Origin of the sequence: Pseudomonas sp. JY-Q (genome assembly GCF_001655295.1) — a bacterium.
Taxonomy (GTDB): domain Bacteria; phylum Pseudomonadota; class Gammaproteobacteria; order Pseudomonadales; family Pseudomonadaceae; genus Aquipseudomonas; species Aquipseudomonas alloputida.
The window spans coordinates 5021376-5045824 of record NZ_CP011525.1; the positions used below are offsets into that span (position 1 = coordinate 5021376).

At 61.5% G+C, this 24449-nt stretch carries 26 protein-coding genes; 11 read left to right on the forward strand and 15 right to left on the reverse strand.

The window, feature by feature from the left end; genetic code table 11:
• Position 1 precedes the first annotated feature (1 nt).
• The 3 genes from AA098_RS22540 (at position 2) to rlmF (ending at position 4544) form a co-directional block, all read left to right on the forward strand.
• Positions 2-367, forward strand: coding sequence for a hypothetical protein (locus AA098_RS22540; protein WP_003255102.1), 366 nt, complete (start codon positions 2-4; stop codon positions 365-367).
• 198 nt (positions 368-565) lie between these two features.
• Complete coding sequence (locus AA098_RS22545) at positions 566-3412, forward strand: valine--tRNA ligase (RefSeq protein WP_064615018.1); 2847 nt, start codon at positions 566-568, stop codon at positions 3410-3412.
• A gap of 178 nt (positions 3413-3590) precedes the next feature.
• Positions 3591-4544 carry a 23S rRNA (adenine(1618)-N(6))-methyltransferase RlmF gene (rlmF, locus tag AA098_RS22550; protein WP_064615019.1) on the forward strand — a complete coding sequence of 318 codons (954 nt, stop codon included), beginning with the start codon at positions 3591-3593 and terminating at the stop codon, positions 4542-4544.
• 47 nt (positions 4545-4591) lie between these two features.
• Here the strand turns inward: rlmF and AA098_RS22555 are convergent, their stop codons facing one another.
• On the reverse strand, positions 4592-4873 hold the full coding sequence (locus AA098_RS22555) for an HU family DNA-binding protein (protein WP_003255106.1): 282 nt from the start codon (positions 4871-4873) through the stop codon (positions 4592-4594).
• Positions 4874-5242: 369 nt separating this feature from the next.
• On the opposite strand from AA098_RS22555, the gene yejK reads away from it, so the two are divergent.
• Positions 5243-6250 carry a nucleoid-associated protein YejK gene (yejK, locus tag AA098_RS22560; RefSeq protein WP_003255108.1) on the forward strand — a complete coding sequence of 336 codons (1008 nt, stop codon included), beginning with the start codon at positions 5243-5245 and terminating at the stop codon, positions 6248-6250.
• Here the strand turns inward: yejK and AA098_RS28860 are convergent.
• From AA098_RS28860 to AA098_RS22575, 4 genes are all read right to left on the reverse strand, one after another.
• A complete protein-coding gene (locus AA098_RS28860) occupies positions 6198-6539 on the reverse strand; it encodes a GIY-YIG nuclease family protein (RefSeq protein ID WP_003255109.1) in 342 nt (113 codons plus the stop codon). The genes yejK and AA098_RS28860 overlap by 53 nt on opposite strands.
• Positions 6532-7008, reverse strand: a complete 477-nt coding sequence (locus AA098_RS22565) for a nuclear transport factor 2 family protein (protein ID WP_003255111.1) — start codon at positions 7006-7008, stop codon at positions 6532-6534. The genes AA098_RS28860 and AA098_RS22565 overlap by 8 nt, the downstream gene beginning before the upstream one ends.
• 109 nt (positions 7009-7117) lie before the next feature.
• The gene (locus tag AA098_RS22570) at positions 7118-8398 is read right to left on the reverse strand and encodes an MFS transporter (RefSeq protein WP_047605000.1); all 1281 of its coding nucleotides are present in this window, start codon (positions 8396-8398) and stop codon (positions 7118-7120) included.
• Between the two features lie 13 nt (positions 8399-8411).
• Positions 8412-9062, reverse strand: a complete 651-nt coding sequence (locus AA098_RS22575; protein ID WP_004575660.1) for a FadR/GntR family transcriptional regulator — start codon at positions 9060-9062, stop codon at positions 8412-8414.
• A gap of 139 nt (positions 9063-9201) precedes the next feature.
• Here AA098_RS22575 and AA098_RS22580 point away from each other — a divergent pair, with 139 nt between their 5' ends.
• Positions 9202-10386, forward strand: a complete 1185-nt coding sequence (locus AA098_RS22580; RefSeq protein ID WP_064615020.1) for an alkaline phosphatase family protein — start codon at positions 9202-9204, stop codon at positions 10384-10386.
• 658 nt (positions 10387-11044) lie between these two features.
• Here AA098_RS22580 and hisC read toward each other — a convergent pair.
• From hisC to AA098_RS22630, 10 genes are all read right to left on the reverse strand, one after another.
• On the reverse strand, positions 11045-12091 hold the full coding sequence (gene hisC, locus AA098_RS22585; protein WP_004574500.1) for a histidinol-phosphate transaminase: 1047 nt from the start codon (positions 12089-12091) through the stop codon (positions 11045-11047).
• A gap of 2 nt (positions 12092-12093) precedes the next feature.
• Complete coding sequence (hisD, locus tag AA098_RS22590; RefSeq protein ID WP_003255117.1) at positions 12094-13419, reverse strand: histidinol dehydrogenase; 1326 nt, start codon at positions 13417-13419, stop codon at positions 12094-12096.
• Between the two features lie 286 nt (positions 13420-13705).
• Positions 13706-14341: an ATP phosphoribosyltransferase gene (gene hisG, locus AA098_RS22595; protein WP_003255118.1), complete on the reverse strand. Its 636-nt coding sequence runs from the start codon at positions 14339-14341 to the stop codon at positions 13706-13708.
• Positions 14342-14432: 91 nt separating this feature from the next.
• Positions 14433-15698: a UDP-N-acetylglucosamine 1-carboxyvinyltransferase gene (murA, locus tag AA098_RS22600; RefSeq protein WP_003255119.1), complete on the reverse strand. Its 1266-nt coding sequence runs from the start codon at positions 15696-15698 to the stop codon at positions 14433-14435.
• A 23-nt stretch (positions 15699-15721) separates the two neighbouring features.
• Entirely contained in the window at positions 15722-15961 is a 240-nt protein-coding gene (locus tag AA098_RS22605) for a BolA family protein (RefSeq protein ID WP_003255121.1), read from the reverse strand.
• 117 nt (positions 15962-16078) lie between these two features.
• Entirely contained in the window at positions 16079-16381 is a 303-nt protein-coding gene (locus tag AA098_RS22610; protein ID WP_003255122.1) for a lipid asymmetry maintenance protein MlaB, read from the reverse strand.
• The gene (locus AA098_RS22615; RefSeq protein ID WP_003255123.1) at positions 16378-17025 is read right to left on the reverse strand and encodes a phospholipid-binding protein MlaC; all 648 of its coding nucleotides are present in this window, start codon (positions 17023-17025) and stop codon (positions 16378-16380) included. Before AA098_RS22615 ends, AA098_RS22610 begins: the two co-directional genes overlap by 4 nt.
• A gap of 9 nt (positions 17026-17034) precedes the next feature.
• On the reverse strand, positions 17035-17520 hold the full coding sequence (gene mlaD, locus AA098_RS22620) for an outer membrane lipid asymmetry maintenance protein MlaD (protein WP_003255124.1): 486 nt from the start codon (positions 17518-17520) through the stop codon (positions 17035-17037).
• On the reverse strand, positions 17520-18317 hold the full coding sequence (gene mlaE / locus AA098_RS22625) for a lipid asymmetry maintenance ABC transporter permease subunit MlaE (protein WP_003255125.1): 798 nt from the start codon (positions 18315-18317) through the stop codon (positions 17520-17522). The genes mlaD and mlaE overlap by 1 nt, the downstream gene beginning before the upstream one ends.
• Positions 18317-19126, reverse strand: a complete 810-nt coding sequence (locus AA098_RS22630) for an ATP-binding cassette domain-containing protein (protein ID WP_003255127.1) — start codon at positions 19124-19126, stop codon at positions 18317-18319. The genes mlaE and AA098_RS22630 overlap by 1 nt, the downstream gene beginning before the upstream one ends.
• 247 nt (positions 19127-19373) lie before the next feature.
• Here AA098_RS22630 and AA098_RS22635 point away from each other — a divergent pair, with 247 nt between their 5' ends.
• The 6 genes from AA098_RS22635 (at position 19374) to AA098_RS22660 (ending at position 24372) form a co-directional block, all read left to right on the forward strand.
• The gene (locus AA098_RS22635; protein WP_003255128.1) at positions 19374-20348 is read left to right on the forward strand and encodes an SIS domain-containing protein; all 975 of its coding nucleotides are present in this window, start codon (positions 19374-19376) and stop codon (positions 20346-20348) included.
• Positions 20349-20360: 12 nt separating this feature from the next.
• Complete coding sequence (locus tag AA098_RS22640) at positions 20361-20885, forward strand: HAD family hydrolase (RefSeq protein WP_003255129.1); 525 nt, start codon at positions 20361-20363, stop codon at positions 20883-20885.
• A gap of 8 nt (positions 20886-20893) precedes the next feature.
• Positions 20894-21466, forward strand: a complete 573-nt coding sequence (gene lptC / locus AA098_RS22645) for an LPS export ABC transporter periplasmic protein LptC (RefSeq protein ID WP_004574491.1) — start codon at positions 20894-20896, stop codon at positions 21464-21466.
• Positions 21453-21977, forward strand: a complete 525-nt coding sequence (gene lptA / locus AA098_RS22650; protein ID WP_003255131.1) for a lipopolysaccharide transport periplasmic protein LptA — start codon at positions 21453-21455, stop codon at positions 21975-21977. The genes lptC and lptA overlap by 14 nt, the downstream gene beginning before the upstream one ends.
• Entirely contained in the window at positions 21978-22703 is a 726-nt protein-coding gene (gene lptB / locus AA098_RS22655; RefSeq protein WP_003255132.1) for an LPS export ABC transporter ATP-binding protein, read from the forward strand.
• 175 nt (positions 22704-22878) lie between these two features.
• A complete protein-coding gene (locus AA098_RS22660) occupies positions 22879-24372 on the forward strand; it encodes an RNA polymerase factor sigma-54 (protein ID WP_003255133.1) in 1494 nt (497 codons plus the stop codon).
• Positions 24373-24449 lie beyond the last annotated feature (77 nt).

A 24449-nucleotide genomic window follows, 5' to 3' on the forward strand; every position in this document is an offset into this window, starting at 1 on the left:
GATGGACAAGCCCTCCCCTTTGCCCGATTCCGCCCATCTGCTCGATGACCTCGAGTCGATCCGTCAGCTGCTTGGCGACGCCGACCTGCAACCGCCGCTGCTCACCGAGACGGTAGAGCAGATTCCGTTGCTGCTGGACGAAGCCGCCAGCGACCCCGCGGCGCCCGCCGAACCTGTAGCTGCCGAACCCGAGGACGACCCGCAGACCCGCCGCCAGGACACCCTGCTGCACCTGGAAAGCGAGCTGCGCGCCGCAGCGCAGATGATCATGCAGGACGTGATCAACGACTTTACCCCGCATATCGAGAACGAAATCAAGCGCCGGCTGGATGCGCGGATCGAGCGGCTGATCAAGCGTTCCGAGTAGAACCGGGCAACGGTGTCGCCTGCTTCGCGGGCAAGCCCGCTCCCACAGGCTCTGAGCCTGCGCTTTGCCCGTGGGAGCGGACTTGCCCGCGAAGCAGGCGACTCTGTTCCGACAGTTGTCAGCAGCTTGTCGCCTGCGGCCCCCAGCTTGGTTATACTTCCCGGCTTTCCCGAATAAATGCACAGGGTCCCGCCGCGCATGGATAAGACCTACCAGCCGCACGCAATCGAAACTTCCTGGTACAACACCTGGGAGTCCGAGAACTATTTCGCTCCACAAGGTGCAGGCGAGTCCTACACCATCATGATCCCGCCGCCGAACGTAACCGGCAGCCTGCACATGGGCCACGGGTTCAACAACGCGATCATGGACGCCCTGATCCGTTTCCGCCGTATGCAAGGCCGCGACACCCTGTGGCAGCCGGGTACCGATCACGCGGGTATCGCCACGCAGATGCTGGTCGAGCGCCAACTTGAAGCCAAAGGCCAGAACCGTCATGACCTGGGCCGCGAAAAGTTCCTGGAAAAAGTCTGGGAATGGAAGGATCAGTCCGGCGGCAACATCAGCCGCCAGATTCGCCGCCTGGGCTCATCGGTAGACTGGAGCCGCGAGCGCTTCACCATGGACGACGGCCTCTCCGAAGCGGTTAAAGAAGCGTTCGTGCGCCTGCATGAAGACGGCCTTATCTACCGCGGCAAGCGCCTGGTCAACTGGGACACCAAGCTGCACACGGCCATCTCCGACCTCGAAGTGGAAAACCACGACGAGAAAGGCCACCTGTGGAACCTGCGCTACCCACTGGCCGACGGCGCCAAGACTGCCGAAGGCCAGGACTACCTGGTAGTTGCCACCACGCGTCCGGAAACCCTGCTGGGTGACGCTGCCGTAGCAGTCAACCCGAACGACGAACGCTACCAGGCACTGATCGGCAAATTCGTCGAACTGCCATTGGTCGGCCGCCGCATCCCGATCATCGCCGATGACTACTGCGACCCCGAGTTCGGTACCGGTTGCGTGAAGATCACCCCGGCCCACGACTTCAACGACTACGAAGTCGGCAAGCGTCATAACCTGCCGCTGCTGAACATCTTCGACAAGAACGCCTTCGTGCTGGCCAGCGCCCAGGCCTTCAACCTCGACGGCAGCGTTAACGAGCAGGTCGACACCCAGCTGCCGGCCCAGTACGCCAACCTTGACCGCTTTGTCGCGCGCAAGCAGATCGTCGCCGACCTGGACGCCCAGGGCCTGCTGGTCAGCATCGACGACCACGCCCTGAAAGTGCCGAAAGGCGACCGCTCCGGCACGGTCATCGAGCCTTGGCTGACCGACCAGTGGTACGTTTCCACCAAGCCGCTGGCAGAGCCTGCCATCGCCGCCGTGGAAGATGGCCGCATCCAGTTCGTGCCCAAGCAATACGAGAACATGTACTTCTCCTGGATGCGCGATATCCAGGACTGGTGCATCAGCCGCCAACTGTGGTGGGGCCACCGCATTCCTGCGTGGTACGACGAGGCCGGCCAGGTCTACGTTGGCCGCAACGAGGAAGAAGTGCGCGCCAAGCACAAGCTGGGCGCCGACGTGGTCCTGCGTCAGGATGACGACGTACTCGACACCTGGTTCAGCTCGGGCCTGTGGACATTCTCCACCCTGGGCTGGCCGGAACAGACCGAATTCCTCAAGAAGTTCCACTCCACCGACGTGCTGGTGACTGGCTTCGACATCATCTTCTTCTGGGTTGCGCGCATGATCATGCTGACCATGCACCTGATCAAGAACGAAGACGGCACCCCGCAGGTACCGTTCAAGACCGTGTACGTGCACGGCCTGGTACGTGACGGCCAGGGCCAGAAGATGTCCAAGTCCAAGGGCAACGTGCTGGACCCGCTGGACATCGTCGACGGCATCACCCTCGACGCCCTGCTGGAAAAACGCACCAGCGGCATGATGCAGCCCAAGCTTGCCGAGAAGATCGCCAAGCAGACCAAGGCCGAGTTCCCCGAAGGTATTGCCAGCTACGGCACCGACGCCCTGCGCTTCACCTTCTGTTCGCTGGCCTCGACAGGCCGCGACATCAAGTTCGACATGGGCCGCGTCGAAGGCTACCGTAACTTCTGCAACAAGATCTGGAACGCTGCCCGCTACGTGCTGGACAAGGGTGAAGACTGCGGCCAGAACGGCGAAGCCTACGAGCTGTCGCTGGCAGACCGCTGGATCATCTCGCAACTTCAGCGTACCGAAGCCGAAGTAACCCGCCAGCTGGAGCAGTTCCGCTTCGACCTGGCCAGCCAGGCGCTGTACGAGTTCATCTGGAACCAGTACTGCGACTGGTACCTGGAGCTGTCCAAACCGGTACTGTGGGACGAAAACGCCCCGGTAGAGCGCGCCCGTGGCACCCGCCGCACCTTGGTGCGCGTGCTGGAGGTGGCACTGCGTCTTGCGCATCCGTTCATGCCGTTCATCACCGAAGAAATCTGGCAGCGCATCGCGCCGCTGGCCGGCATCGACGGCAAGACCATCATGCTGCAGCCATGGCCAGTGGCCAACGAAGCGCGCATTGACGCCGCCGCCGAAGGCGACATCGAGTGGCTGAAAGAGTTGATGGTCGGCCTGCGTAATATCCGCGCCGAAATGAACATCGGCCCCGGCAAGCCACTGCCGCTGTTCCTGAAGAACGCCAATGCCGACGACCAGCGCCGCCTGCAGGAAAACGAAGCGCTGCTGAAGAAGCTGGCCAAGGTCGAGTCGTTCACCGTACTGGGTGATGCCGACGAAGCGCCGCTGTCCGCTACCGCCCTGGTCGGTGACCTGCAAGTGCTGGTGCCAATGGCCGGGCTGATCGACAAGGATGCCGAGCTGGCGCGCCTGAACAAGGAAATCCAGCGTCTGCAAGGTGAAGTGCAACGTGTTGGCGGCAAGCTGTCCAACGCAGCCTTCGTCGACAAGGCCCCGCCTGCGGTGATCGAGAAGGAACGCGCCAAGCTGGCCGAGTCCGAACAGGCCCTGGCCAACTTCACCGAGCAGCATGCGCGGATTTCAGCGCTGTAATCACTAGAGAGACCGTTGGGGCCGCTGCACGGCCCTTTCGCGACACAAGGCCGCTCCCACAGGACGGCGCCAACCTTCAAGGCGCCACCACCCTGTGGGAGCGGCCTTGTGTCGCGAAAGGGCTGCGTAGCAGCCCCAGGTTCTTCAAGCCACCGCTCGTATAGGGCTGGACACTGCCATGACCCCGAACAAACCCACCCTGCACCCGCGCAACCGCCACCAGGGTCGCTACGACTTCCCCAGCCTGATCAAGGCCCACCCTGACCTGGCCCGCTTCACCATCACCAACCCCCACGGCAAGCCCAGTATCGACTTTGCCAACCCCGAAGCCGTCCGCGTGTTCAACCGTGCACTGCTCAAGGCCCAGTACGGCATCCAGCACTGGGACATCCCAGCCGATTACCTGTGCCCGCCCATTCCTGGCCGTGCCGACTACATCCACGTAGCCGCCGACCTGTTGGCCGATGACAATGCTGGCGACGTCCCAAGGGGCGCCCAAGTGCGTGCGCTGGACGTCGGCGTGGGGGCCAACTGCATCTATGCACTGCTGGGCCACAGCGACTACCGCTGGCGCTTCCTCGGTTCAGACATCGACCCCGTGGCTCTGGCCTCGGCCAAGGCTATCGTCCAGGCCAATGGCCTGGGCAAAGCCATTACCCTGCGCCAGCAGGCCAACCGAGCGCACATCCTCAGCGGCCTGCTGCAGGAGGGCGAACGCTTTGACCTGACCCTGTGCAACCCGCCCTTCCATGCCTCACGCGACGAAGCCACCCGCGGCAGCCAGCGCAAATGGAAGAACCTCGGCAAGCAGGACCCCAAACGCAAGCTGCCGGTGCTGAACTTCGGTGGCCAGAACAATGAACTGTGGTGCGAAGGTGGCGAAATCCGCTTTGTCACCCAGTTGATTGGCGAAAGCGTGCAGTACGCCGAACGGGTGCTGTGGTTCACCAGCCTGGTGTCCAAGGCCAGCAACCTGCCGGGCATCGAGGCCGCGTTGAAGAAGTCCGGCGCCAAGGCCGTGCGCATCATCGAGATGGGCCAGGGGCAGAAACAGAGCCGCATGGTCGCCTGGAGCTTCCATGACGACGCCGCACGCCAGGCCTGGCACGCCCAGCGTAAATCACAGGCATGAAAAAACCGCGCCCGGGCAAGCCGGGCGCGGTTTCGTCAAAACAACAATTACTTGTTGATAGCGTCGGTCAGCACTTTGGCTGGAACGAACTTGACGACTTTCTTGGCAGCGATTTCGATGGCAGCGCCAGTCGAAGGGTTGCGGCCGGTACGGGCAGGACGCTCGGAGACTTTCAGCTTGCCGATGCCTGGCAGAGTGATCTCAGCGCCGTTTTCCAGTTGGTCGGCAACGATCTGGCCCAGTTGCTCCAGAGCGTTCTTGGCGGTGGCTTTTGGCGCGGCGATCGATTCGGCGATGTCGGCAATCAGTTGGTCTTTGGTCAATGCCATGGTGGTGTTCCTTCCCTATCAAATTCGATGGTTATGCAGCGGACTACGACGTTATCGGGCCAGCCCCTTGAAATGGAGGGCCGCGCCAATTGCGTATGTAGATACGAAAATCGGCGTTTGGTTCGACACGACGACAGCATGCTGCCAGCAATGCGCACACGAGGGGCGCAAGACCGCGCAAAACTACCACATGAATGGATAAATATCCGCCTCGCACTTTGATTAAATGCAGGTTTTTCGGGGGTTTCAGCTGAAAACACACAAAATTGAACAAAAAACGAACAACCGACATATCTGCCAACATACGGCCACTGCATCACCTCAGGTCTAGGTTAAACTTGGCAACTTTTGCAGCTCGCCGAGAATTCCATGCCAATCCGTCATTGCATCGTTCACCTGATCGACAAAAAGCCCGATGGCAGCCCCGCCGTGCTGCATGCTCGCGACTCCGAACTGGCTGCCTCCGATGCCATCGAAAACCTCCTGGCCGACCTCAATGACAGCTACAACGCCAAGCAAGGCAAGGCCTGGGGCTTTTTCCACGGCGAATCGGGCGCCTACCCGCTGAGCGGCTGGCTGAAGCAGTACCTGGAGGGGGAAAAGGACTTCACCGCCTTCAGCCGCGTGGCTGTCGAGCATCTGCAGAAGCTGATGGAAGAGTCCAACCTGTCCACCGGCGGCCACATCCTGTTTGCCCACTATCAGCAAGGCATGACCGAGTACCTGGCGATCGCCCTGCTGCACCATAGCGAAGGCGTGGCGGTGAATGCCGAGCTCGACGTGACCCCTTCCCGTCATCTCGACCTTGGCCAGCTGCACCTGGCAGCACGCATCAACCTGTCGGAGTGGAAGAACAACCAGAACTCCAGGCAGTATATTTCGTTCATCAAGGGCAAGAACGGCAAGAAGGTGTCGGATTACTTCCGCGACTTCATCGGCTGCCAGGAAGGCGTCGACGGCCCGGGCGAAACCCGTACCCTGCTCAAGGCCTTCAGCGATTTCGTCGAAAGCGAAGACCTGCCGGAAGAATCCGCCCGCGAAAAGACCCAGACCCTGGTCGAGTACGCCACCACCCAGACCAAGCTGGGCGAGCCGGTGACGCTCGAAGAGCTGTCCAGCCTGATCGACGAAGACCGCCCCAAAGCGTTCTACGACCACATCCGCAACAAGGACTACGGCCTGTCGCCGGAAATTCCTGCTGACAAACGCACCCTCAACCAGTTCCGCCGTTTCACCGGGCGTGCCGAGGGGCTGTCGATCAGCTTCGAGGCGCATCTGCTGGGGGACAAGGTGGAGTATGACGAAGCGGCGGGGACCTTGATCATCAAGGGGCTGCCGACAACCTTGGTGGATCAGCTGAAGCGCCGCAAGGACTGATTTCCCCCAAGCCGCCAAAGGAGGCCACCAGTGCCTCCTTCGCCGACTTGCGCAGCCGTTTCACCAACCGCTCCTGGCGCAGCGCCGCGCCCTTGTCCGGCCACTGCTCCACATACACCAGCGCCTGGGCCGGGCTGGTCTTGAAATAGCGGGCGCCCTGCCCTTTCTGATGCGCGGCGAACCGACGCTGCGGGTCATCGCTGATGCCGCAATACAACGAGCCATTGGCTGCCCTTACCAGATAGACAAACCAGGGCTTACCAACGGCAGGTTCGACGACTTCACTCACCCTGGGCCTGCTGGAATGCGCGCAACCCCTTGAATGCCTGCAGGCGGACCTTGTTCTGCATCAGCGGCGACCACCCCAGCAGCATTCCAGGAACACCCAACGCTTGCCGCGACCAGCGCCACAGGTCAAAGGTATCGTCATGCTGGCAAATCAGCCCATCACGCATGACAAAGCGTGCCTGGATATCGTTGACCACAACACGGCCGGTCTGGCTGAACAGGTAGGTAGCCACCCAGTGCGCGCTGCCACTGTGCTCATCTGCACGTATGCTGTCGAATGTCAGGGTGAAGTTCTTGGCGCGGGTGGTGAGCATCCGCCACATATCGCCTGCGTCCTTGCCGCGCAGGGTGCCGAACACCGGGTCGCTGAAAACGATATCGCTGCTGTAGCAGGCCAGCATGGCGTCGGCATCCAGGCGCTGGAAAGCCTGGTAGAAACGGGTAATCAGGGCGCGGTTGGCATCGCTCATTGTGGGCTTGTCCGTCCTAGGTTCGAAAACTGCACGATAATCTGCCCCGATGGCTTATGCCAGTACCGTCCTCTTGGCAGGCAAGAGGACGGTACTGCTGAAACAGGCCTCAGACTTTTTCGCAGGTCACCTGCACCTGCAGTGCCCGCCCGGCACCCAGCCCGAACACGACGGCGCCAACGCCCAGTACCGCAAAAATCCAACCCAATGCCGCCCAGCCGCCGGTCAGGTCATGCACCAGGCCCACCGCGAAAGGCCCCATCGAGGCCAGGGTATAACCCACCCCTTGGGCCATGCTCGACAAGTTCGCCGCCACGTGGGCATCTTTCGAGCGCAGCACGATCAAGGTCAGCGCCAGGGCAAAGGTACCGCCCTGCCCCAGGCCCAGCACAATGGCCCACCCCCACAACCCGGAAAGTGGCGCATACAGGCAACCGAACAGCCCCGCCAGCGTACCTGACATGACCAGCACGATTGCCAGCCGCTGGTCCTTGCCGCGGGTGGCCAGCCAGGGAGCACTGAGCGAGCTGATCAACTGCACGATTACCGACCCCGACAGCACAAGCCCTGCCTCGGTAGGGCTGAGGCCGCGACCGATCAGGATCGATGGCAACCAACCGAACACGATGTAGGCCAGTGATGACTGCAGGCCCATATACAGGGTCACCTGCCAGGCCAGTGGGTCACGCCACAAGCCTCGCACGCGATAGGCCACCCTGTGCAGCCCATGCCCCTGACGGGCCTGTGGCAGCCACACCAGCATGGCCAGCAAAGCCGGCAGCACCCAGAAGCCCAACCCCAGTGCCCAGCTGCCGTCGAAATGCTGGGCCAACGGCACGGTGGCACCCGCGGCCATGGCCGCGCCCAGGCATAATGCCATGGTGTATACACCGGTCAGCGTGCCAGCGTGTTGCGGAAAGTCGCGCTTGACGATACCTGGCAACAATACGCCGATAATGCCGATGCTGGCCCCTGCCATCAGGCTGCCGAGGAACACCCCGACAGCCCCAAAGGTACTTCGTACCACGAGGCCAAGCGCCAGGGTGACGAGGATGCCAAGAATCACCCGCTCGCTGCCAAAGCGCCGCGCCAGCACTGGCGCCAAGGGAGCAAACAGGCCCAGGCAGAGCACCGGCAAGGTGGTCAGCAAGCCCGCCTGCGAAGCATTCAGCCCCAAGCCTTCAGATACTTGGCCCAGCACCGGCGCCATGCTCGACAATGCCGGGCGCAGGTTCAAGGCCACCAGCACCAGGCCCAGCAGCAACAGCCAGGGCCGCCGCAACACCACAGCCTGTTGCTGGACCTGTTCGTCGTCAGCTTCAGCGTCGATCAGCAGCTCATCGAGATCCCGCTCGTTCGATGGGGTATTACGGGTGATGGATTCAGCCATGGCCTTCTCGGTGTCAGGATTCAATGAGGGTACGGCTCAGGCGCTTGGCCCGTTCAGCGTCACGTTGCTCGATGGCGTCGAGGATCTGCCCATGCAAGTCGAACGTGGCCTGGCAGCGCGGAACGGTGGCCATATTGTGTTGCAGAGCGGCAGCCACGACCCCGGAGAAGTAACGGTACAGCTCGCTCAATGCCGGGTTATGGGCGGCATCGACCAGCCGCTGGTGGAAGACCAGATCGCAGGCGACATAGGCATCGACATCGCCGTGAAAGTGCCCCGCACTGCCTTCCAGGGCATCCTTCAGCGCTTGCAGGTCGGCATCGTTACGACGCAAAGCCGCCAGGCCGATGGCCTCCGCCTCGAGGATATGGCGGGTCTCGCGGGCCTGCTCGAGCGTACATCGGGACATCGCGTGCACCGCCTGCAGCGGGTCCTGGGCAGTGCGCAGGTAGCTGCCGTCTCCCTGGCGAATTTCCACCAGGCCACTGAACGCCAGCACGCGCATGGCCTCACGCACCGTGTTACGGCTAATGCCCAGTTGCAAGGCAAGCTCGGGCTCGGTAGGCAGGCGCTGACCGACCTGCCAATCGCCCAGCACGATGCATTCGCGCATGCGCTCTACCGCCAACTCCACCAGGGAACGCTTGGTCAGCTCTGTATTCATGTCACTCAACCAATCATCCGATGAATTGCCGCAGCTTACTGGATTGCAGGCGAAGACGTAAACCACCTGGTATTTCTGCCAGTTGTGGGCATGCCACTTTGTTGCAACGCTCGTTGCGTGCTTTCAAGGATGCGCCCACATGCGAATGGCGAGTTTGCTGTTACTGCTGTTCCTGGCCCTGCAGCCAGGCTGTGACCCGGCCCGCCACCCGAGCCGCCCCAAGACCTTGCTCATCGGCCTTGATGGCGTGCAACTGCAGCAGTATTTGCAACTGGGCGATGCAACCAACCTGGAGCAGCGGCTTTACTACGGCAAGGCTTACGCCGGGGGTATCAATGGTAAAGCCAGCGAGCAGCTCACGTTGAGCGGCCCTGGCTGGATCACTTTGCTGACCGACGTGTGGAGCAACAAGCATGGCGTTGAATCGGACGACGACTCGCAACGGGTCAACCCGGCGTTTCCCAGCCTGTTCAAGCGGCTACGCCTGGCCTACCCCAATGCCTACCTCTCCAGCATCGTCAACTGGTCACCCATCAACACGGCATTTCTGCTGGAGGACGCCCATGACGCCGATGTACGCGAAAGTGGTTTGCCAGATGAACAGGTGATTGCGCGTACGTTGCAGATCCTGGGTGACACACCCGCTGACTTCACGTTCATTCAACTGGACGAACCTGACCAGATCGGCCATCAAAGGGGTTACGGTGAGCACTATGCGCAGGCGTTGCGCAAGGCCGACAGCGAGATCGGGCGGCTATTGGACAAGGTAGACCAGCGGCGTCGCATGTTCCCACAGGAAGACTGGCTGGTACTCGTCAGCACCAACCATGGCCGGGACTATTGGGGGAAAGGCCATGGCGGCGCTTCGGAGCAGGAAAAGAGTATCTTCATCGCCAGCAACAAGCCGTTGAATCAGGAACTGACCGAGCTGAGCATTCCTGTGGAGATGCCTGGGCCCGGCGGCCTGTACGGGCTTCCCGCGCAGACCTCGGTAGCGCCCACGGTGCTGCGTCACATGGGCCTCAAGCTGCAGCCGGAATGGCTATTGGACGGCACGCCTTTACTGGGTGATACCGGCGTGCGCAAGGCGCGGGCCGATGAAAACAAAGGACGGCTACGCTGGAACAGTAACGCCAAGGGTTATCTGACCATTATCAAGAACGGCCATGTGGTTGCCCAGGTTGCGGCCAGAGACGATCAATGGATCGATCCGGAGGGGATGGACAAGCAGAACGATTATGTACTGGTGCTGGATGGTACACCGGCGGCGGTGCGCAACAGGCCGGCAGCCAAGCCATTTGTGATCGAAGACCGCCGCTATTAAGCCCTTGAGAAGCAACAGTTCTGTCGTTCCTCAAGGGCTGGCGCGATCCCCGTAGGAGCGGGTTCACCCGCGAAAGGGCCGGCCCTGCTGGCCAGTTTCCACCCGCCGTTCACCGTTGCCGCCGCTACCGTATTCGCGGGTAAACCCGCTCCTACATTGGACGCGCACAGGCTGTTGTAGGAGCGGGTTCACCCGCGAAAGGGCCGGGCCTGCTGGCCAATTTCCACCGACCGTTCGCCGCTGCCGCCGCTACCGTATTCGCGGGTAAACCCGCTCCTACATTGGACGCGCACAGGCTGTTGTAGGAGCGGGTTCACCCGCGAAAGGGCCGGGCCTGCTGGCCAGTTTCCACCCGCCGTTCACCGTTGCCGCCGCTACCGTATTCGCGGGTAAACCCGCTCCTACGATGGACGCGCACAGGCTGTTGTAGGAGCGGGTTCACCCGCGAATGGGCCGGCCCTGCTGGCCAGTTTCCACCCGCCGTTCACCGTTGCCGCCGCTACCGTATTCGCGGGTAAACCCGCTCCTACGATGGACGCGCACAGGCTGTTGTAGGAGCGGGTTCACCCGCGAATGGGCCGGCCCTGCTGGCCAGTTTCCACCCGCCGTTCACCGTTGCCGCCGCTACCGTATTCGCGGGTAAACCCGCTCCTACACGTCAGCTCAACGCATCCAGCAGTGCCTGGTTCATTTCCGGAGTACCGATGGTGATCCGCAGGAACTGGGCAATACGCGGCTGCTTGAAGTGACGCACGATCACGCCCTGCTCGCGCAAGCGTGCCGCCAGCTCGCCGGCATCCTGCTGCGGGTGGCGGGCGAAGATGAAGTTGGCAGCCGACGGCAGCACCTCAAAACCCTTGGCCTGCAGCTGACCGACCAACACCTCCCGGCTGTCTATCACCTTGCGGCAGGTGTCCTCGAAGTACTCACGGTCTTCGAACGCCACCGCCGCACCGACGATAGCTGCACGGTCAAGCGGATAGGAGTTGAAGCTGTTCTTGATCCGCTCCAAGGCCTCGATCAGGTCCGGGTGCCCCACCGCCAGGCCCACTCGCAGCCCCGCCAGCGAGCGCGACTTCGACAGCGTCTGGGTAACCAGCAGGTTATCGTAGCGGTCCACCAGGCTGATCGCCGTTTCACCACCGAAATCGATGTAGGCCTCATCCACTACCACCACCGAATCACGGTTGGCCTGCAGCAGCTGCTCCACCACCTGCAACGGCATCAGGCAACCGGTCGGCGCGTTGGGGTTGGGGAAGATGATGCCAGCGTTGGGCTTTTTGTAGTCCTCAATACGGATCTGGAACTGCTCATCCAGCGCCACCTGTTCGAAGGCAATGCCGTACAGGCCGCAGTACACCGGGTAGAAGCTGTAGCTGATGTCCGGGAACAGCAGGGGCGCATCGTGCTGGAACAGGCCGTGGAAGATGTGCGCCAGCACCTCGTCCGAGCCGTTGCCGACAAACACTTGCGCCGGGGTCACGCCGTAGTACTCGGCCACCGCTTGCTTGAGACGGTCACCGTTCGGGTCCGGGTACAGGCGCAGGTTATCGTTCAGCTCGCCGCGCATGGCCTCCAGCGCCTTGGGCGACGGGCCATAGGGGTTTTCGTTGGTGTTCAGCTTGACCAGGCGGGCCAGCTTGGGTTGCTCGCCCGGCACGTAAGGCACCAGGTCCTTGACGAAGGGGCTCCAGAATCGACTCATGCTCAGTTCCCCTTCTCTTGGGTCAGGATACGGTATTCAGCGCTGCGGGCGTGGGCGGTCAGCGACTCGCCACGGGCCAGAACCGAGGCAGTGTGGCCCAGTTCGGAAGCGCCCTGTTCGGAGCAGAAGATGATCGACGAACGCTTCTGGAAGTCATACACCCCCAGCGGCGACGAAAAACGCGCGGTACCTGAAGTGGGCAGCACGTGGTTAGGGCCAGCGCAGTAATCGCCCAGCGCTTCGCTGGTGTGGCGGCCCATGAAGATCGCGCCAGCGTGGCGAATGTGTGGCAGCCAGGCTTGCGGGTCGGCCACGGACAGCTCCAGGTGCTCCGGTGCAATGCGGTTGGCCACGTCCATGGCCTGCTGCATGTCACGCACCTGGATCAGCGCACCACGGCCATTGATCGACTTCTCGATGATATCGGCACGTTCCATGGTCGGCATCAGCTTGTCGATGCTGGCAGCCACACGATCAAGGAAGGCGGCATCCGGGCTGACCAGGATGGCCTGGGCGTCTTCGTCGTGCTCGGCCTGGGAGAACAGGTCCATGGCAATCCAGTCCGGGTCGGTCTGACCGTCGCACACCACGAGAATTTCCGAGGGGCCGGCGATCATGTCAATGCCTACCTGGCCGAACACGTGGCGCTTGGCGGTGGCAACGTAGATGTTGCCCGGGCCGACGATCTTGTCCACCTGCGGCACGCTTTCAGTACCGTAGGCCAGCGCAGCCACGGCCTGGGCACCACCGACGGTGAACACCCGGTCGACACCGGCGATGCAGGCAGCCGCCAGCACCAGCTCGTTGACCTCACCACGCGGGGTCGGTACCACCATCACCACTTCAGCCACGCCCGCGACCTTGGCCGGGATGGCGTTCATCAGCACCGACGACGGGTACGACGCCTTGCCGCCCGGCACATACAGGCCAGCACGGTCCAGCGGGGTGACCTTCTGGCCGAGCACGGTGCCGTCGGCCTCGGTGTACTGCCAGGAGTCCTGCTTCTGCCGCTCGTGATAAATGCGCACACGGTTGGCGGCCTTTTCCAGGGCCTCGCGCTGGACCGGGGTAATACGGGTCAGCGCCAGTTCCAGGCGCGCGCGATTGAGGATCAGGTCGTCAATCGACTTGGCGTCAACACCATCGAAGCGCTGGGTGAATTCCACCAGCGCCGCATCACCGCGTTCACGCACGGCCTTGATGATGTCGAGCACGCGCTGATTGACCGCGTCATCGGACACACTTTCCCAGCTCAGCAGATGATCCAGATGTCGAGCGAAATCCGGATCAGCGGCGTTGAGACGGGCAATTGCAGTGGACACGGTCATGGCGAGGGCCTCGTAATATTAGCGAATGCTCAGGCGCCCTAGGGGATTGTGCGAAAAGTGCCTGCGCGACGATCATGCTACGTTAAAAACAGGCTCGGAATGCTCATTTGCAACCAGTAAAGTCGGGCGCGACCCCGGCCGTTCCTCGCCTGTTTTCGTTCTTGCATGATCGCCGCTCGGCGACTTTTCGCACAATCCCAAGCTACCAGTCCATCCGCGCGGGCACCCGAGAAAAATGGCTATGACGCGGATAGACGGGCGCGACAGCGAAGGTCGCGCGCAGGAGTCAACCGCGGTGTCGCGATTCGACCGCTTGACGCAGCGTGTCGATCAGGCTCTGGATACGGGCGTGCTGCATTTTCATGGAGGCTTTGTTGACCACCAGGCGCGAGCTGATCGTGGCGATCAGTTCCTGGGGTTCCAGGCCGTTGGCACGCAGGGTGTTGCCGGTGTCGACCACGTCGATGATCTTGTCGGCAAGGTTGATCAGCGGCGCCAGCTCCATCGAGCCATACAGCTTGATGATGTCGACCTGGCGACCTTGTTCGGCATAGTAACGCTTGGCTACGTTGACGAACTTGGTGGCCACACGCAGGCGGCCCTTGGGCTCGGCTGCGCCGACTACGCCCGCGGTCATCAGCTTGCATTGAGCAATCTGCAGGTCCAGGGGCTCATACAGGCCCTGGCCGCCGTACTCCATCAGCACGTCCTTGCCGGCCACACCCAGGTCGGCAGCACCATGCTCGACATAGGTCGGCACGTCGGTGGCACGCACGATCAGCAGGCGCACATCGTCCTGCGTGGTGGGGATGATCAGTTTGCGGCTCTTGTCCGGGTTTTCGGTCGGCACGATGCCGGCCTCGGCGAGCAACGGCAAGGTATCGTCGAGAATACGGCCTTTGGAAAGCGCGATGGTCAACATTGGAACGTCCGTCCTTAAGCGGCTGCTGCCGGCCAGGTCATCGACCTGGCCGCATTCAATTCAAAAGGTGCGTCCTTGCACCCGCGGGGTACTAGCCCGGTACGCGGCGGATTTTCGCGCCGAGCATCTGCAGTTTTTCCTCGATGCACTCGTAACCACGGTCGATGTGGTAGATGCGATCGATCAGAGTATCGCCTTCGGCAACCAGCGCCGACAGCACCAGGCTGGCGGAAGCACGCAGGTCGGTGGCCATGACCGGGGCACCCTTCAGCGCCTTGACGCCAGTGACGATGGCGGTGTTGCCTTCGACCTGGATCTGCGCGCCCATGCGGTGCATTTCGTAAACATGCATGAAGCGGTTTTCGAAGATGGTCTCGATTACCGCGCCAGTGCCTTCGGCAATGGCGTTCAGCGAGATGAACTGCGCCTGCATGTCGGTCGGGAACGCCGGATACGGGGCAGTACGCAGGTTCACGGCTTTCGGCCGCTTGCCATGCATGTCCAGCTCGATCCAGTCCTCGCCGGTGTTGATGTCGGCACCCGCTTCCTTGAGTTTTTCAAGCACGGCTTCAAGGATGGTAGGGTCGGTGTCCTTGACCTTGACGCGGCCACCGGTCACGGCAGCGGCAACCAGGTAGGTACCGGTCTCGATGCGGTCCGGCATGACGCGGTAGTTGGCCGAATCCAGTCGTTCGACACCATCGATAGTGATGGTGTCGGTACCTGCGCCCTGAATGTTCCCGCCCATGGCGTTGATGAAGTTGGCCAGATCGACCACTTCAGGCTCACGCGCGGCGTTCTGCAACACGCTGCGGCCCTTGGCCAAGGCAGCGGCCATCATGATGTTCTCGGTACCGGTCACGCTGACGGTGTCGAAGAAGAAGTGCGCGCCACGCAGGCCACCTTCAGGCGCCTTGGCCTTGATGTAGCCGCCCTCCACTTCAATCTTCGCCCCCATGGCCTCAAGGCCACGGATGTGCAGATCGACCGGGCGCGAGCCAATGGCGCAACCGCCAGGCAGGGCCACTTCGGCTTCGCCGAAACGGGCAACCATCGGGCCCAGCACCAGGATCGAGGCGCGCATGGTCTTGACCAGCTCGTACGGCGCGACCAGGGTCTTGATGGTGCGGGGATCGATCTCCACCGACAGCTTTTCGTCGATCACAGGCTCGATGCCCATGCGCCCGAACAGCTCGATCATGGTGGTGATGTCGTGCAGGTGCGGCAGGTTGCCCACGGTGACCGGGCCATCGGCCAGCAGGGTCGCTGCCAGAATCGGCAGGGCTGCGTTTTTCGCGCCCGAAATGCGGATCTCGCCGTCAAGGCGAGCGCCGCCAGTAATAATCAGTTTGTCCATTGGAGTCTCGCCGCCAAGTTGGCTCAGGTGCGCTCAGCCCAGGCTGCGCTGCTGAAAAATTTCATGGTTACCGCATGGATGCTGCCATTGGCGATCCACGGATTCAGGTGAGCATAGATCGCCTGCTGGCGTTTGACCGGACTCAGGCCAGCCAACTCGTCGCTGATCACGTTCAACTGGAAGTTGCAGCCTTCGCCTTCAACTTCGACCCGGGAACCCGGCAATTTCTCTTCAAGGAAGCTTTTAACTTCTACGGCCTGCATGCTCAACCTCAATCGGCGCCCGATGCGCACGGGTCGGCCATCATACAAAAAAGCCCCTCGCCTGCGAAGCCCAACGAAGGCTTCGCTGACCGAGGGGCCATCATCCGTGCCGGGCCACTAGCTTGCCAGCACTTCATCGAGATCATAGACCTCGGCAATTTCCCGCATGTCGTCAGGCATGCCACGCACTTCGCACGCCTTGCCAGTGGCCTGAGCATCACGCATGTACGCAAGCAATAACGACAAGCCGACACTCGACGACTTCTCGACAGCCGAGCAATCAAGCACCAGTCGCGGCTCGCGCGAGCCATCGATCAGCACCTTGCCTTGCTTGCGCAAGGCCGGGCCGCTGCGGTAATCCAGCACGCCAGCCAGACGCAGCACGCCCGGCTCTGCCATGCTTACAGCGGCCTCGCTCATTTGACGGTCTTCTCTGGCGAGTTGTCGGCAGCCTGCTTGGCCTTGGCCACTTCGCCAGCCCAGCCGTCGATGGTCTTGTCCAGGTCATTGCCGTTGCGCTGCATGGCATCGGCGAACTGGTCACGGAACAGCTTGCCGATGTTGATGCCGTTGACGATCACGTTACGCACCTTCCACTCGCCGCCAATGTTCTCCAGGGTGTACTGCACGGGGTACACGGCACCGTTGTTGCCGGTAACCTTCATGCCGACACTGGCGCGTTTGCCGTCATCGGCTTTAGCCGGGTCGACAGTGATGCCCTGGTTGTTGTACTCGAGCAAGGCATTGCCATAGAACTGCATCAGGCTGCGCTTGAAGTTTTCCTGGAAGCGCTGCATCTGCTCCGGGGTCGCCTTGCGCGAATACTTCACGGTCATGATGCTACGCGAGATACCGTCGGCATCCACCACCGGGCCGAGAATGCGGTTGAGCGAGTCATAGAAGGCGTTGGGGTTGGACTTGTACTGCTCCTTGTTGGCCTTGAGGTCGCCGAGCAGTTCATTGGTGGTGCTTTGAACCACTTCGTGCGGTGTCTGCACAGCCAGGGCCAGCAGGGGGAAGGCCGCCAGCAGCACCAGCAAGCCACGTCGCAGGATCGAAATCATGGGTACTCCTTAATTAGCCGGTTGCGCTTCTTTCGGTTCCTTGCCAACAGAGTTGAGCAGGAACTTGCCAATCAGATCTTCCAGCACCAGTGCCGACTGAGTGTCATGGATGGTTGAACCATCCTTGAGGACATCGTCTTCACCGCCCACGCTGATGCCGATGTACTTCTCACCAAGCAAACCGGCGGTCAGGATCGAGGCAGTGGAGTCGGTCGGCAGGTTATCGACCGACTTGTCCAGCTGCAACGTCACCCGACCGGTGTAGGAATCACGGTCCAGATCGATGGCGGTGACCTTGCCGATGGTCACACCGGCCATGGTCACTTTAGCTCTGACCGTCAAACCGGCGATATTGTCGAAGTACGCATAAACTTTATAGGTATCAGTGGTCGGGCTGGCCGACAGCCCGCTGACACGCAGGGCCAGCAGCAGCAGCGCCAGGATCCCGGCCAGGAGGAACAGGCCGACACCGATTTCCAGGGTGCGGTTTTGCATCAGAAATCTCCAAACATCAAGGCGGTCAGAATAAAGTCCAGACCCAGCACTGCCAACGAGGCATAGACCACGGTCTTGGTGGTTGCACGACTGATCCCTTCTGAGGTGGGCTCACAGTCGTACCCCTGGAATACGGCGATCCAGGTCGAGACGAAAGCAAACACCAGGCTCTTGACCAGCCCGTTGAGCACGTCGTCAGTGAAAGAAACACTGTTCTGCATGTTGGCCCAGAACGAGCCCTCGTAGACACCCAGCCAGTCCACCGCCACCCACGAGCCACCCCAGATACCGACCACGCTGAAGATCAGCGCCAACAGCGGCAGCGAGATGAAACCGGCCCACAGGCGTGGCGCAACGATGTACTTGAGCGGGTCGACACCGATCATTTCCAGGCTCGACAACTGCTCGGTGGACTTCATGTTGCCGATTTCGGCGGTCAACGCGGAACCGGCACGCCCGGCAAACAGCAACGCCGTTACCACCGGGCCAAGTTCACGCAGCAGGGTCAGGGCGACCATCTGCCCTACCGCCTGCTCCGAGCCGTACTTGGTCAGGATGCTGTAGCCCTGCAGCGCCAGCACCATGCCGATGAACACACCGGACACGACGACGATCGCCAGCGACAGCACACCCACCGAGTACAACTGCTTGGTCAGCAGCTGGAAGCCGCCGCCAATACCACCGCGACCGACCAGCGCATGGAACAGGAACAGGCACGAACGCCCGAGCACGGCCAGCACGTCGATTGCCGAGCGGCCCAGCAGGCGGACACGTTCGAGTAAGGATTTTCTGCGCATCAACGCGCCCCCAGCAGGTCGGCGCGGTAGTCAGGCGCGGGAAAGTGGAAGGGAACCGGGCCATCCGGGTCGCCTTTCATGAATTGGCGGATCCGTGGATTGTCCGAACCCATCAGCTCATCAGGCGTCCCCTGGCCCAGCACTTGGCCGTCACCTACCACGTAAATGTAGTCGGCGATGCTGGCGGTTTCTGCCAGGTCATGGGAAACCACGATGCTGGTGATGCCCAGGGCATCGTTGAGCAGGCGAATCAGGCGCACCAGCACCCCCATGGCGATCGGGTCCTGGCCGACGAACGGTTCGTCGTACATGAGGATCTGCGGGTCCAGGGCAATCGCCCGGGCCAGTGCCACACGGCGCTTCATGCCACCGGACAGCTCGTCGGGCATCAGGTCGATGGCACCGCGCAGGCCCACGGCCTGCAGCTTCATCAACACGATGTCACGGATCATTTCGTCCGACAGCTGAGTATGCACGCGCAGCGGGAACGCGACGTTCTCGAACACATCGAGGTCGGTGAACAACGCGCCGCTCTGGAACAGCACGCCCATCTGCTTGCGGGCGTCGAACAGGTCGCTGCGCGACAGCGTCGGCAGGTTCTGCCCGGCAACCCATACCTCACCGCTCGCGGGACGCAACTGTGCGCCCATCAGGCGGAGCAACGTCGTCTTGCCGCAACCCGATGGCCCCATGATGCCGGTGACCTTGCCGCGCGGGATGCTGATGTCCACGTTGCTGAAAATGCTGCGCGAACCACGTTTGAAGGTTACACCCTTCAACTCGACCGCGTAGGCGCTATCCACACTCATCTAGACTCCTTGCTAATGCAGCCTCGTCCTAATGGACGCCGGCCTCCATCTGGAAGGCACACGCACCCCTGACAGGCCGAATAGCGGCGAACTATAGCACCGCTGACAGCCCCGCCCCAAGGCCGGGCAAGCAGTCGTTCAGCCCAGGGACAGGCTTTGGTGGTATTCACTGCAACAATCGAGGAGGTGAGGGTTTTCATCATTGCGCGTATAATCGTCGCCCTTTCATCAGGCATTGCTTTTCGACATGAGCCAATCCAGCGAGCTGATCCAATCCGCCCAACGCACTCTGCGCCTGGAACTCGAGGCCGTAGAGGCCCTTTTGGCGCGCATCGACGACAATTTCGTCAAAGCCTGCGAACTGATTCTGACCAGCAAGGGCCGGGTCGTCGTGGTCGGCATGGGCAAGTCCGGGCACATCGGCAACAAGATCGCCGCGACCCTGGCCAGCACCGGCACACCGGCGTTTTTCGTGCATCCGGCCGAAGCCAGCCATGGCGACATGGGCATGATCACCCGGGATGATGTCATCCTTGCGCTGTCGAACTCCGGCAGCACCGCCGAAATCGTCACCCTGCTGCCGTTCATCAAACGCCTTGGCATCAAGCTGATCAGCCTGACCGGCAACCCGGACTCGCCGCTGGCCCAGGCCGCCGAGGTCAACCTTGACGCACGTGTCGCACAAGAGGCCTGCCCGCTGAACCTGGCCCCCACCTCCTCCACCACGGCAGCGCTGGTACTGGGCGACGCCTTGGCCATCGCCTTGCTCGAAGCCCGCGGCTTCACCGCCGAGGACTTCGCCTTCTCGCACCCGGGAGGCGCGCTGGGCCGCCGCCTGCTGCTGAAGGTCGAGAACGTGATGCACGCCGGCGACGATCTACCTCAAGTATCACGCGGCACCCTGCTCAAGGACGCGCTGCTGGAAATGTCCCACAAAGGTTTGGGCATGACCGTGATCGTCGAAGCCGATGGCAAACTGGCCGGGATCTTCACCGACGGTGACCTGCGCCGCAGCCTGGACCGCAATATCGATGTGCACACCACCCTGATCGACCAGGTCATGACCGTTCATGGCAAGACTGCGCGTGCCGACATGCTCGCCGCCGAAGCCCTGAAGATAATGGAAGACCACAAGATCAACGCCCTGGTGGTGGTGGACCGTGAAGACCGCCCGACCGGCGCCCTGAACATGCATGACCTGCTGCGCGCCGGCGTAATGTAAAGGAGCGATGGAATGAACCAGGACCTCATGCAACGCGGCAAAGGCATCAAGCTGGCAGTCTTCGACGTGGACGGCGTGCTCACCGACGGGCGCCTGTACTTCCTCGAGGATGGCAGCGAATTCAAGACGTTCAATACCCTCGACGGCCAGGGCATCAAGATGCTAATGGCCTCGGGCGTGACCACCGCGATCATCAGCGGGCGCAAGACCCCCGTGGTCGAACGCCGGGCCAGTAACCTCGGTATCCCGCACCTCTACCAAGGCCGGGAGGACAAATTGGTGGTGCTTGACGGCCTGCTCGCCGAACTGGGCCTAAGCTATGATCAAGTGGCTTACCTGGGCGACGACCTGCCCGACCTGCCAGTGATTCGCCGAGTGGCTCTGGGCATGGCCGTAGCCAACGCTGCACCGTTCGTACGCCAGCACGCCCACGGCGTGACCCAGGCACGTGGCGGCGAAGGCGCGGCCCGTGAATTCTGCGAATTGATCATGCAGGCCCAGGGCACCCTGGACGCTGCCAACGCCAACTACCTGTAAGGCTGCCCATGCTCAGCAAGAAAGCCCGAAACATTGCGCTGCTCGGGGCGATAGCCGCCCTGTTGGTAGCCATTGGCTACTGGAATGTCAGCCCGGAAAGCTTCCTCGACAAGCCCGTGGCCCAAGTCGACGAAAGCGCCATCGATTACTACGCGATCAACGCCCACAGCGTGCAGTTCCTGCCCGACGGCAAGCTGCAATACGAAATGACCGCCGACAGAATCGAACACCTCAAGACCAGCGAAGTCACCCAGGTGACCACACCGGACCTGCACCTGTACCGCGGCACCGAGTACCCGTGGCATGTGCAGAGCACGCGCGCCGAGGTCAATCCTGACGGTACCGAGGTCGAACTGATCGACAAGGTACGGATTGCCCGCACCGATGAAAGGCAGCGTGAAACCATCATTACCAGCTCACGCATGACCGTGTTCCCGCAGAAGCAATATGCGCAGACCGAGCAAGCCGTTAGAATCGACGGCGCCGGAGGCACCACTACGGGCAAAGGCATGAAAGCGTATTTGAAAGAAGGCAAGATGGACTTGCTCTCTAACGTAAGAGGACAGTATGAGGCTCGTTAAAACCCTCCCCCTTTTGCTCAGCCTGAGCGCAGCACTGGGAAGCGCGAGCGCCCTCGCCCTGCCGAACGACCGTGACCAGCCTATCCGCATCCAGGCCGACAACGCTCACCTGGATGACAAACAAGGCGTGGCCACTTACACCGGCGACGTGATCATCACTCAGGGTTCGATGATGATCAAAGGCAACACCGTGACCATTACCCGCTCCGCCTCTGGCGATATCGACGTAGTGACCTCGGTGGGCAACCTGGCCTACTTCGAGCAGCAGCAGAGCGCAGCCAAGCCGGACAAGATGAAAGGCTGGGGCGTAACCATCCAGTACCAGTCGCAGAAGGACTTGGTCATTCTCACCGACCGCGCCAAGGTCGAGAGCGAAGGCAATACCACCGAAGGCGAAAAGATCGTCTACAACACTCAGACCCAGGTGGCGACCGCCGGCCGTGGTGGCAATGTGACAACACCCCGTCAGCGCATCGACATGGTGATCCAGCCCAAGAAGAAGGCCGAGTAAATGGCAACCCTCAAAGCCCAGCACCTGGCAAAGAGCTACAAGGGGCGGCAGGTAGTACGTGATGTCAGCCTGTCTATCGACAGCGGCCAGATCGTCGGCCTGCTCGGCCCCAACGGCGCCGGCAAGACCACCTGCTTCTACATGATTGTCGGGCTGGTCCAGGCCGAACAGGGCCGCGTACTGATCGACAACCTCGATGTCAGCCACCAGCCCATGCACGGCCGCGCTCGCGCCGGTATCGGCTACCTGCCGCAGGAAGCCTCGATCTTCCGCAAGCTGTCGGTCGCCGACAACATCATGGCCATCCTCGAGACCCGCAAGGACCTCGACCGGGACGGCCGCCGCAAAGAGCTGGAAAGCCTGCTGCAGGAGTTCCACATCAGCCACATCCGGGACAACCTCGGCATGAGCCTGTCCGGTGGTGAACGCCGCCGCGTCGAAATTGCGCGCGCCCTGGCGACCGCACCCAAGTTCATCCTGCTGGACGAACCGTTCGCCGGTGTCGACCCGATTTCGGTCGGCGACATCAAGCAGATCATCCATCACCTCAAGGCCAAAGGTATCGGCGTACTGATTACCGACCACAACGTGCGTGAAACCCTGGATATCTGCGAAACCGCTTATATCGTCAACGATGGCCGATTGATCGCCGAAGGCGACGCTGAAACCATCCTGGCAAACGACTTGGTCAAAGAAGTTTACCTGGGCCACGAGTTCCGCCTCTGACCCGGCACGCGCCTGAAGTACTGGCAAACAGCCCTGAGACTGCGGGTAAAGTTGTTACGGTACTCTAGGCAAACGCTACAATTTAAGGCATAAAACTTGCTTGATCTGGCGCTTCGGCGCCCTCGTGTAGTGGATGGCGCATGCGCGCCGGCGAACAAGGTATTAAGCCCCTGCCATGAAACCATCGCTCGTCCTAAAAATGGGCCAGCAACTGACGATGACACCTCAGTTGCAACAGGCCATCCGCCTGCTCCAGCTCTCTACCCTGGACCTCCAACAGGAAATCCAGGAAGCGCTGGAGTCGAACCCGATGCTCGAACGTCAGGAAGACGGCGAGGACTTCGACAACAGCGACCCGATGGCCGACAACGCCGAGAACAAGCCGGCCGCCGAAGTTCAGGACAACAGCTTTCAGGAAAGCACCGTCAGCGCCGACAACCTGGAAGACGGTGAGTGGAGCGAGCGCATCCCCAACGAGCTCCCGGTCGATACGGCCTGGGAAGACATCTACCAGACCAGCGCCAGCAGCCTGCCGAGCAACGATGATGACGAATGGGACTTCACCACGCGCACATCGGCCGGCGAAAGCCTGCAAAGCCACCTGCTGTGGCAGTTGAACCTGGCGCCGATGTCCGACACCGACCGCTTGATTGCCGTGACCCTGATCGACAGCATCAACGGCCAGGGCTACCTGGAAGACACACTCGAAGAAATCTGCGCCGGTTTCGACCCGGAGCTGGATATCGAGCTGGACGAGGTCGAAGCAGTACTGCACCGCATCCAGCAGTTCGAGCCGGCTGGCGTCGGCGCCCGCAATCTGGGCGAATGCCTGTTGCTGCAACTGCGCCAACTGCCCGCTACAACCCCGTGGATGACCGAAGCCAAGCGCCTGGTCACCGATTTCATCGACCTGCTCGGCAGCCGTGACTACAGCCAGCTGATGCGGCGGATGAAAATCAAGGAAGACGAGCTGCGCCAGGTCATCGAACTGGTGCAAAGCCTTAACCCGCGCCCTGGTTCGCAGATCGAGTCCAGCGAGCCCGAGTACGTGGTGCCCGACGTCATCGTGCGCAAGGACAGCGACCGTTGGCTGGTAGAACTGAACCAGGAAGCCATCCCACGCCTGCGCGTCAACCCACAATACGCCGGCTTCGTGCGCCGTGCCGACACCAGTGCCGACAACACCTTCATGCGCAACCAGCTGCAGGAAGCGCGTTGGTTCATCAAGAGCCTGCAAAGCCGTAACGAAACCCTGATGAAAGTTGCCACGCAGATCGTCGAGCACCAGCGCGGCTTCCTCGACCACGGCGACGAAGCGATGAAGCCGTTGGTACTGCATGACATTGCCGAAGCCGTAGGCATGCACGAATCGACCATCTCGCGGGTTACCACGCAGAAATACATGCACACCCCGCGTGGCATCTACGAACTGAAATACTTTTTCTCCAGCCATGTCAGCACCTCCGAAGGCGGAGAATGCTCGTCCACGGCGATCCGCGCGATCATCAAGAAACTGGTTGCGGCGGAAAATCAGAAAAAGCCATTGAGTGACAGCAAGATCGCTGGTTTACTGGAGGCACAAGGCATCCAGGTAGCCCGTCGCACCGTCGCCAAGTACCGCGAGTCCCTCGGCATCGCACCGTCGAGCGAACGCAAGCGACTGATGTAGCCCCTGAGATGTGCCACAGCGTTTTCGTGGCAGGTGCAAGACCTGCCTCTTTATGCACGGGCAACAAAGGAGAAGCT

Bases quoted from the DNA above. Each gene is read 5' to 3' on its own strand.
- murA (WP_003255119.1), bottom strand. From the start codon at position 15,698: ATGGACAAACTGATTATTACTGGCGGCGCTCGCCTTGACGGCGAGATC.
- AA098_RS22635 (WP_003255128.1), top strand. From the start codon at position 19,374: ATGAGCCAATCCAGCGAGCTGATCCAATCCGCCCAACGCACTCTGCGC.
- AA098_RS22610 (WP_003255122.1), bottom strand. From the start codon at position 16,381: ATGAGCGAGGCCGCTGTAAGCATGGCAGAGCCGGGCGTGCTGCGTCTG.
- AA098_RS22540 (WP_003255102.1), top strand. From the start codon at position 2: ATGGACAAGCCCTCCCCTTTGCCCGATTCCGCCCATCTGCTCGATGAC.
- rlmF (WP_064615019.1), top strand. From the start codon at position 3,591: ATGACCCCGAACAAACCCACCCTGCACCCGCGCAACCGCCACCAGGGT.
- AA098_RS22630 (WP_003255127.1), bottom strand. From the start codon at position 19,126: ATGAGTGTGGATAGCGCCTACGCGGTCGAGTTGAAGGGTGTAACCTTC.
- AA098_RS22575 (WP_004575660.1), bottom strand. From the start codon at position 9,062: ATGAATACAGAGCTGACCAAGCGTTCCCTGGTGGAGTTGGCGGTAGAG.
- AA098_RS22545 (WP_064615018.1), top strand. From the start codon at position 566: ATGGATAAGACCTACCAGCCGCACGCAATCGAAACTTCCTGGTACAAC.
- AA098_RS22580 (WP_064615020.1), top strand. From the start codon at position 9,202: ATGCGAATGGCGAGTTTGCTGTTACTGCTGTTCCTGGCCCTGCAGCCA.
- AA098_RS22660 (WP_003255133.1), top strand. From the start codon at position 22,879: ATGAAACCATCGCTCGTCCTAAAAATGGGCCAGCAACTGACGATGACA.
- yejK (WP_003255108.1), top strand. From the start codon at position 5,243: ATGCCAATCCGTCATTGCATCGTTCACCTGATCGACAAAAAGCCCGAT.
- mlaD (WP_003255124.1), bottom strand. From the start codon at position 17,520: ATGCAAAACCGCACCCTGGAAATCGGTGTCGGCCTGTTCCTCCTGGCC.
- hisD (WP_003255117.1), bottom strand. From the start codon at position 13,419: ATGACCGTGTCCACTGCAATTGCCCGTCTCAACGCCGCTGATCCGGAT.
- lptA (WP_003255131.1), top strand. From the start codon at position 21,453: ATGAGGCTCGTTAAAACCCTCCCCCTTTTGCTCAGCCTGAGCGCAGCA.
- hisC (WP_004574500.1), bottom strand. From the start codon at position 12,091: ATGAGTCGATTCTGGAGCCCCTTCGTCAAGGACCTGGTGCCTTACGTG.
- AA098_RS22565 (WP_003255111.1), bottom strand. From the start codon at position 7,008: ATGAGCGATGCCAACCGCGCCCTGATTACCCGTTTCTACCAGGCTTTC.
- mlaE (WP_003255125.1), bottom strand. From the start codon at position 18,317: ATGCGCAGAAAATCCTTACTCGAACGTGTCCGCCTGCTGGGCCGCTCG.
- AA098_RS22615 (WP_003255123.1), bottom strand. From the start codon at position 17,025: ATGATTTCGATCCTGCGACGTGGCTTGCTGGTGCTGCTGGCGGCCTTC.
- AA098_RS22605 (WP_003255121.1), bottom strand. From the start codon at position 15,961: ATGCAGGCCGTAGAAGTTAAAAGCTTCCTTGAAGAGAAATTGCCGGGT.
- AA098_RS22555 (WP_003255106.1), bottom strand. From the start codon at position 4,873: ATGGCATTGACCAAAGACCAACTGATTGCCGACATCGCCGAATCGATC.
- hisG (WP_003255118.1), bottom strand. From the start codon at position 14,341: ATGTTGACCATCGCGCTTTCCAAAGGCCGTATTCTCGACGATACCTTG.
- lptC (WP_004574491.1), top strand. From the start codon at position 20,894: ATGCTCAGCAAGAAAGCCCGAAACATTGCGCTGCTCGGGGCGATAGCC.
- lptB (WP_003255132.1), top strand. From the start codon at position 21,978: ATGGCAACCCTCAAAGCCCAGCACCTGGCAAAGAGCTACAAGGGGCGG.
- AA098_RS22640 (WP_003255129.1), top strand. From the start codon at position 20,361: ATGAACCAGGACCTCATGCAACGCGGCAAAGGCATCAAGCTGGCAGTC.
- AA098_RS22570 (WP_047605000.1), bottom strand. From the start codon at position 8,398: ATGGCTGAATCCATCACCCGTAATACCCCATCGAACGAGCGGGATCTC.